We start from the raw sequence: 8820 nt of genomic DNA, 5'->3' as shown, positions 1-8820 counted from the left end.
GACTGCTCGGTGCAGCGCCGCAACCAGAAGGTGATCGAGGAGTCGGCGTCCCCGGTGCTCAGCCCCGAGCGGGCCGCCGAGCTCAAGACGGCCGCCGAGCGGCTGGCGGTCGCGGTCGGCTACCGCGGCGCGGCCACCGTCGAGTTCCTCTACCACCCCGGCGACCGGCTGTTCGCGTTCCTCGAGGTCAACACGCGCCTGCAGGTCGAGCACCCGATCACCGAGTCGACCACCGGGTTCGACCTGGTCAAGGCCCAGCTGCACGTCGCGTCCGGCGGCAGGCTGGAGGGCGAGCCGCCGGCCGAGCGCGGGCACGCCATCGAGGCCCGGCTCAACGCCGAGGACCCCGACCGCGACTTCGCGCCCTCCCCGGGCCGGATCGTCCGGCTGGACCTGCCGGCCGGCCCGGGCATCCGCGTCGACACCGGCGTCAGCGAGGGCGACACGATCCCCGCCGACTTCGACTCCATGATCGCCAAGATCATCGCCTACGGCCGCGACCGCGACGAGGCGCTGGGCCGGCTGCGCCGCGCTATGGCGGACACCACGGTCATCATCGAGGGCGGCGCGACCAACAAGAGCTTCGTGCTCGACCTGCTCGACCAGCCCGAGGTGATCGACGCCAGCGCGGACACCGGCTGGATCGACCGCGTCCGCGAGGAGGGTCGGCTCGTCTCCCACCGCCACTCCGCGGTCGCGCTGGCGGCCGCCGCCATCGAGGGGTACGAGGAGGAGGAGCGCGCCGAGCGGCAGCGGCTGCTGTCCACCGCGTTCGGCGGGCGCCCGCAGGTGCGGCACGAGAGCGGCCGGCCGCTCGACCTCAAGCTGCGTGGCGCCGGCTACCGGGTGCGGGTCGCACGCGTCGGCGCGCACCGCTTCCGCGTCGGCATCGAGGCGGGCGGTGACGCGCGCACGGCCGACGTCGAGCTGGAGCGCTTCGACGCGCACACCGGCCAGATCGTGGTGAACGGCACCCGGTACCGCCTGCTCACCGGCACGCACGGGCCGATCCACCTGGTCGAGGTGGACGGCGTGACGCACCGGGTCAGCCGGGACGAGGGCGGCGTGGTCCGCTCCCCCGCGCCGGCGCTGGTCGTCGCCACGCCGCTGGAGGTCGGCGCCGAGGTCGAGGCCGGCGCGCCGGTGCTGGTGCTCGAGAGCATGAAGATGGAGACGGTGCTGCGCGCACCGTTCAGGGCGCGGCTGAAGGAATGCGCCGTGTCCGTCGGCAGCCAGGTCGAGACCGGCGCCGCGCTGCTGCGCCTGGAGCCGCTCGCCGACTCCGACGACGCCGGTGCCGGCGCCGCGACCACCGCGTCCGTCGAGCTGGACCTGCCCGCCGCGCCGGCGACCGCCCCGGTGCGGGCGCGGGTCACCCGCGGTCAGGAGGACCTGCGCAGCCTCCTGCTCGGCTTCGACGTGGACCCGCACGACGAGCGCCGGGTGCTCGACGACTACCTCGCCGCGCGCCGCGCGTCCGCCGAGGACGGCTACCGGCCGCTGACCGAGGAGCTGACGCTCGTCGAGGTGTTCGCCGACCTCACGGAGCTCTCCCGCAACCTGCCGGCGGGCGACGACGGCGGCGGCCACGTGCACAGTGCCCGCGAGTACTTCCACGCCTACCTGCAGAGCCTCGACGTGGAGCGGGCCGGTCTGCCGGCGGCGTTCCAGGCCAAGCTGTCCACGGCCCTCGGGCACTACGGCGTCACCGACCTCGAGCGCACCCCGGAGCTGGAAGCCGCGGTGTTCCGGATCTTCCTCGCCCTGCAGCGCGCGTCGGCCGACGCCGCGGTCGTCACGGCGCTGCTGCGTGCCTGGCTGGAGGAGCTGCCGCCGGACGCGACGCTGCGGGAGCCGGTCGGTCTCGCGCTGGAACGGCTGGTCGCCGCGACGCAGGTCCGCTTCCCGGTGATCGCCGACCTCGCCCGCGGCGTGGTGTTCGCCTGGTTCGGCCAGCCGCTGCTGCGCCGCAACCGCGCCCGCGTGTACGCCAACATCCGCAACCACCTCCGCCACCTCGACACGCACCCGGACGCCCCGGACCGGGCCGAGCGGATCGCCGAGATGGTGCGCAGCACCGAGCCGCTGGTGCGGCTGCTCGGCCAGCGGCTCGCCCGCGCGGACCTGGACAACTCGGTCATGCTGGAGGTTCTGACCAGGCGTTACTACGGCAACAAGGGCCTCACCGGCGTCCGCACGGCCAAGGCCGCGGGGTGTGAGTTCGTGGTGGCCGAGCGCGGCGGGGCGTGGCTCGTCTCCGCCGCGGTCAGCTTCGAGCAGCTGGGCAGCGCGCTGCGCGGGCTCGCCGAGCTGGTCAACGGCGACCACGGCGTCGACGCCGACATCTACCTGTCCTGGGAGCGGCAGCCGGCGGACTCCGACGAGATGGTCGCCGCGCTGTACGAGGTCGTCGGCGCCCACCCGCTGCCGATCCGCGTCCGCAGGCTGACCGCGACCATCGCGGGCCGGGGCGGCGCAGTGATGCACCACCACGTCACGTTCCGGCCGTCGACGACCGGTATGCAGGAGGAGCGGCTGATCCGCGGCCTGCACCCCTACATCGCGCAGCGGATGCAGCTGGAGCGGCTCCGCAAGTTCGACCTGACCCGACTGCCCTCGTCGGACGAGGAGGTCTACCTCTTCCGGTGTGTGGCGCGGGAGAACCCGTCGGACGACCGCCTGTACGCGTTCGCCCAGGTGCGTGACCTGACCGAGCTGCGCGAGCACGACGGCAGGCTGGTCGCGCTGCCCACGGCCGAGGACACGATCGCCACCTGCCTCGACTCGATCCGTCGCGCGCTGTCCCGGCGCCCGTCGCGCAAGCGGGTGAACACCAACCGGATCGTGGTCTACGTGTGGCCGCCGGTGGACATCACGCGCGCTGAGCTGGACATGATCGCCGCGCGTGTGCTGCCGACGACCGCGGGCGCCGGGCTGGAGGAGATCGAGTTCATCGCCCGGCAACGCGACAAGCACACCGGCACGCTGACCAAGATCGCCGTGCGCATCTCCTTCGACGCCACGGGCGGCTACTCGCTGACCATCGGCGAGCCGTCGGACACGCCGATCGAGCCGCTGGACGACTACCGGCAGAAGGTGCTCCGCGCGGCGAGCCGCAACACCGTGTACCCGTACGAGCTGACCGGCCTGCTCGGGGAGTTCGTCGAGCACGACCTGGACGCCGACAGGCAGCTGGTGCCGGTGGACCGGCCGAAGGGGCACAACAAGGCGGCGATGGTCGCGGGCGTGGTCACCACCCCGACCGAGCGTCACCCGCAGGGCGTCACCCGCGTGGTGCTGCTCGGCGACCCGACGAAGTCACTGGGCGCGCTGTCGGAGCCGGAGTGCACGCGGGTGATCGCCGCGCTGGACCTCGCCGAGCGGATGCGGGTGCCGGTCGAGTGGTACGCCCTGTCCTCCGGTGCCCGGGTCTCCATGGAGTCGGGCACGGAGAACATGGACTGGGTGGCCGCGGCGCTGAAGCGGATCGTCGAGTTCACCCAGGACGGCGGCGAGATCAACATCGTGGTCGCGGGCATCAACGTCGGCGCCCAGCCGTACTGGAACGCCGAGGCGACGATGCTCATGCACACCAAGGGCGTCCTCGTGATGACGCCGGACTCGGCGATGGTGCTGACGGGCAAGCAGGCGCTGGACTTCTCCGGTGGCGTGTCGGCGGAGGACAACTTCGGCATCGGCGGCTACGACCGGGTGATGGGTCCGAACGGGCAGGCGCAGTACTGGGCGCCGAACCTGGCCGCGGCGCGGGACGTGCTGATGGCGCACTACGACCACACCTACGTGGCCCCGGGCGAGGAGGCGCCGCGCCGCGCGACGACGACCGACCCCGTCGACCGGGACATCTCCGACTTCCCGCACACCGCCGAGGACAGCGGCTTCACCACGGTCGGCCAGATCTTCTCGGCCGAGCACAACCCGGACCGCAAGAAGCCGTTCGACATCCGCACGGTGATGCGCGCCCTGTCCGACCAGGACCACCCGGTGCTGGAACGCTGGGCGGGCATGGCGGACGCGGAGACGGCCGTGGTGGCCGACGTCCACCTCGGCGGGATCCCGGTGTGCCTGCTGGGCATCGAGTCCCGCTCGGTGCAGCGGCGCGGCTTCCCGCCCACGGACGGCCCGGACACCTACACCGCGGGCACGCTGTTCCCCCGGTCGTCGAAGAAGGCGGCCAGGGCGATCAACGCGGCGAGCGGCAACCGGCCGCTGGTGGTGCTGGCGAACCTGTCCGGCTTCGACGGCTCCCCGGAGTCGATGCGCAAGCTCCAGCTGGAGTACGGCGCGGAGATCGGCCGCGCGATCGTGAACTTCCGCGGTCCCATCGTGTTCTGCGTCATCTCCCGCTACCACGGCGGCGCGTTCGTGGTCTTCTCGAAGGCCCTGAACCCGAACATGACGGTGCTGGCGCTGGAGGGCTCCTTCGCGTCGGTGCTGGGCGGCGCCCCGGCCGCGGCCGCGGTCTTCGCCGGTGACGTCAACGCCCGCACGGCGGCCGACCCCCGCGTGCGGGAGCTGGAGGCCCGCGTGGCCGCCGCGTCGGGCACCGACCGCGCGACACTGGCGGCCGAGCTGGACGAACTGCGCGCGTCGGTCCGCGCCGAGAAGCTCAACGAGGTGGCCGCCGAGTTCGACCGCGTCCACAACATCCAACGCGCGGTCGAGGTCGGCTCCGTGGACGCGGTGATCCGCGCGGCGGACCTCCGCCCGAGCATCATCGCGGCGATCCAGTCCCGCCAGGCCTAGAACGCACTACCACCCCGGCCGCCCCGGTAACGTCACCTCGCGAGGAGGTGGTCCGGTGCGGGTGATCGTCATCGGGGCGGGGGTGGTGGGTGCGGCCGTGGCGGCGGGCCTGGCGAGGCGTGGCGCCGAGGTCACCGTCCTCGAGGCGGAACGGCCCGGTGCCGGCACGACCGGGAACACGTTCGCGTGGGTCAACGCGGGTGGCAAGGAGCCGGAGTCCTACTTCGCGCTCAACCACGCGGGGATGCGGGCGCACCGGGAGCTGGCCGGGGGCAACGCGCCGTGGTACTTCCCCACCGGCAACCTCGTGGTGGCCGGTGAGGAACACCGTGCGGCGCTGGCGAACCGGCTCGACCGGCTGCGCGACCGCGACTACCCGGCCCAGCGGCTGACCCCGGCGCGGGTTCGCGAGCTGGAACCCGACCTCGTCCTCCCGCCGGGCGCCGCCTACGCCTTCTTCCCCGACGAGGCGCACGTCCTGCCGATCTCCCTGCTGGCCCGGCTGCTCGGCGACGCGCGGGACCACGGCGCGACCGTCCACACCCGCGCCGCGGTGACCGAAGTGGACGGTGGGGTGGCCAGCACCGCCGACGGCACGCGGCACCGGGCCGACGTGGTGGTGAGCTGCACCGGCCGGTGGACCACCGAGGTCGCCTCGCTGGCGGGCGCGGCCATTCCCATGATCGACCCGAACCGCGCCGGCACCCCCGCGGTCGGCTACCTCGCCACCACCGCACCGGTGCCCGTCCGGCTGACCCGCGTCCTGCACACGCCGGCGCTGAACGTCCGCCCCGACGGCGCCGGCCGGCTGCAGCTGCACGCACCGGACCTGGACCCGGGAGCCGACCCGGCGAACCCCGGCACCGACGTGGCGGCGGAGTTCGCACGCAGGCTGCCCGAAGTCCTGACGGGCACCGAGAACGCACCGATCGACGCGGTCCGGATCGGCCAACGGGCCATCCCCGGTGACGGCCACACGGTCGCCGGCTTCACCGACCCCGGGTTCTACGTGGTGGCCACCCACAGCGGCGTCACCCTCGCCCCGCTTCTGGGCGACCTGGTGGCCGACGAGCTGTTCGGCGTGGAGTCCCCCATGCTGGCCGACTTCCGCCCCGACCGCTTCCCGGGCTCCGACCCCCGGCACTGACAACCCCGGAGGGCGCCGTTCACCACTGCGAACGAGGCGCTCGCCGGGGATCGGTCGCGCGGGTGTGGTTGCTAGCGTGTGCGCGATGGCTGAGCGAGGACAGACCGGGCGCATGGTGGGCGGCCGGTTCGAGCTGCTGGAACGGCTGGGCAGCGGTGGGATGGGGACGGTGTGGCGCGCCCGCGACGTGGGTCTGCACCGCGAGGTCGCCATCAAGGAGGTGCGCCCGGCCGACGCCGCGCTCGTCGAGAACAACCCCGCGCTGGCCGCCCAGCAGCGGGAGCGGGTGCTGCGCGAGTCCCGTGCGCTCGCCCGGCTGCAGCACCCGAACGTCGTGTCGATCTACCAGATCATCGAGTCGGCGGACTCGCCGTACCCGTGGATCGTCATGGAGCTGGTGCGCGGCACGTCGCTGGACTCGCGGCTGCGCGACGGCGCGCTGGCCCCGGCGGAGGCGGCCCGCATCGGACGCGACGTGCTCGCGGCGCTGCGGGCGGCGCACGCGGCCGGCATCCTGCACCGCGACGTCAAACCCGGCAACGTCCTGCTGCGGCCGGACGGCAGCGCCGTGCTCACCGACTTCGGCATCGCCGCGCTGCACGACTCCACCCAGCTCACCGCGACCGGTGAGGTGATCGGGTCCCCGGAGTACATGGCCCCGGAGCGGCTGCACGGCGACGAGAAGCAGACCGCGTCGGACTTCTGGTCGCTCGCGATGCTGCTGTACGTGGCCGTCGAGGGCTACCACCCGATGCGCCGCGCGACCACGATGGCCACCCTCGCGGCGGTGATGACCGAGCCGGTCCCGCCGCCGCGGCGCGCGAGCACACTGGGGCCCGCGCTCAGCGCGGTCCTCGTGCACGACCCGGCCGCGCGGCCCACCGGTGAGCAGCTCGACCGGATGCTCGCGGCCGCCGAGCACGGGGCGCCCGTGCCGCTCGGGCCGCCCACCCCGGCCGGCCCCGCCTTCCCGGCGCCGACCAGCGGCCCCCAGTACCAACAGCAGTACCAACCGCACTACCCCGGGTACCAGCGGCCCGACCCGATCTCGAGCCCCTCGCCCACCCCGCGCCGCGACCGGAAACGCGTGCTCACGGTGGCCGCGGCGTACGTGGTGAGCACCGCGGTGGTGATCGCCGCGGTCACGTTCCTGATCAACAGCATGGCGAACGCGAACGACGAGCCGTCCACCGGCGCGGGCTCGCACGGCACGCAGGTCACCGCGCCGGACGCCGGCACGACGACGACCACCACCGCGGCGCCGGCGGAGGACCTGCTCACCCCGGCCGGCGCGCGCACGGCCGTCGGCGCGCTGAGCGAGGTGATGGGCGGCAGCAAGGTGTCCGAGCTGACCCTCTACCCGGACAGCGCCTCGGCGACCGCGCCGGCGAAGGCGGTGAAGAACGGCTTCGACGACTTCCAGTACCGCGACGGGGCCGCCAGCCGGGAAGGTCCGGACACCGTCGACGCCGACCGCGCCGTGCTCGACCTCAACCAGGTCAACTGGGACGCGCTGCCGGGGTTGTGGGAACGGGCGAACAAGGACCTGGGCGTCGAGGCACCGACCCACCGGTACGTGATCGTGGAGACCGACATCATCGACGGCACCCCGTCGCTGAAGCTCTACCTCAGCGACGACTACGGCGCCGCGTACCTGCTCGCGGACCTGGCCGGCAACGTGGTCGACCTCTACCCCCGCGACAGCTGACCCCGGGGCTCACCCCCTTCCCAGGTCGGCCCGCGCGATCGCACGCACCAGCTTCGACCAGGCGACGCGGTCGTCCCGGACGGCGCGGCTGATCTCCACGTGCAGGAAGAGCGTCCCGCGCCGCGCCGCGTCACGCCCCTGCACGTTGGTCGTGCCCTCGAGCCGGCCGCAGTCCTGCCGCCACGACCGGCACACCCGCAGGTCCGCGTCGATCCGGTCGGCGACCCGGCGCACGGCGGCACCCGCGTCGCCGGCGCCAGGCGAGACCACCACGTCGGTGTCCGGCAGGTTGTCGTCGTGGAAGCCGTGCAGCTGGACCTGGGGCAGGCCGCGCGCGGCGAGGTCGGTCGCCACGGCGTGGAACATCGAGTCGGTGCGGTGCGCCACGTCGCCCGCGCCGGCTCCGGCCCGGCGGTGGGTGCCGGCGACCAGCAGGACCGAGCCCGGCACCGCCTGGTAGAGCGCCAGCCCGATCTCCTCGGTGTGCAGGTCGGAGTTGGGGTGCGGCACCTCGATCACCAGCCGGACCGGCGCGGACAGGTCGACCAGGTACCACCCCCACGCACGCTCGCCCGGCCCGTTGGCCAGGAGCCCGAACCGCCGGCCGGTCTCCTCGTCGACGCCGGTCCGCGCGGTGAACCCCAGACCGTCCGCCGCGTGCGTCGCCTTCCCGGCCTCCAGTGCGTGCAGTGCCGACAGCAGTCGACGCCGCTGCGCCGGCTCCGGCGGCCGGTACGGGTCGCCGGCGTGGAGACCGGCGGCGAACCGGCGCACCTCCGCGGCGAGGTCGCTGGTCCGGGTGGTGTCGCTCCGCGCGGCCGGCCGGTGCGCGCCGACGACCACGAGGATCGTGCCGGCCAGGAGCACGACCCCGAGGGCGAGCCACGGGGCCGGTCGTCGCAGGAGTCCGTTCACCGACACGCAGTGTAGGCAACCAGCGCAAGAACCGTTGTGGGCCGACCGTACGTATAGATCACGACGGGACACCGGCCGACCACGGATCAGGGTGAAGCACGCGACCATGGGAGTCCGAACCAGACGACCGCGTCGCCCCGGACCGGGGCAGGCGTTGACCGACCAGCTGCCGGAGAGCGGCTTCCCCTCCGGCGTGAGCACCCCTGCCATCACGGTGCTCACACTGTTGCTGCTGCACGCGGGACTGTGCGCGGTGCTGCTCGACGGCGGCGGGTCCGACACGGTG

At 73.7% G+C, this 8820-nt stretch carries 4 protein-coding genes; 3 read left to right on the top strand and 1 reads right to left on the bottom strand.

The features are described from left to right. From ACJ73U_RS45225 to ACJ73U_RS45215, 3 genes are all read left to right on the top strand, one after another. On the top strand, positions 1-4764 hold a 4764-nt coding region (locus tag ACJ73U_RS45225; RefSeq protein WP_407783975.1), incomplete at its 5' end, for a carboxyl transferase domain-containing protein. 55 nt (positions 4765-4819) lie between these two features. Continuing rightward, entirely contained in the window at positions 4820-5911 is a 1092-nt protein-coding gene (locus tag ACJ73U_RS45220) for an NAD(P)/FAD-dependent oxidoreductase (RefSeq protein ID WP_407783974.1), read from the top strand. A gap of 85 nt (positions 5912-5996) precedes the next feature. Continuing rightward, positions 5997-7619 (top strand): serine/threonine-protein kinase, encoded by a 1623-nt coding sequence (locus ACJ73U_RS45215; protein WP_407783973.1) that lies wholly within the window; start codon positions 5997-5999, stop codon positions 7617-7619. Positions 7620-7628: 9 nt separating this feature from the next. Here ACJ73U_RS45215 and ACJ73U_RS45210 read toward each other — a convergent pair whose 3' ends face one another. Continuing rightward, positions 7629-8534 (bottom strand): hypothetical protein, encoded by a 906-nt coding sequence (locus tag ACJ73U_RS45210; RefSeq protein WP_407783972.1) that lies wholly within the window; start codon positions 8532-8534, stop codon positions 7629-7631. Positions 8535-8820 lie beyond the last annotated feature (286 nt).

The organism is Actinophytocola sp. (genome assembly GCF_045807065.1).
GTDB lineage: Bacteria > Actinomycetota > Actinomycetes > Mycobacteriales > Pseudonocardiaceae > Actinophytocola.
Note: the sequence above shows the minus strand (reverse complement) of the source record. Positions and strands in the feature narration are given on the sequence as shown.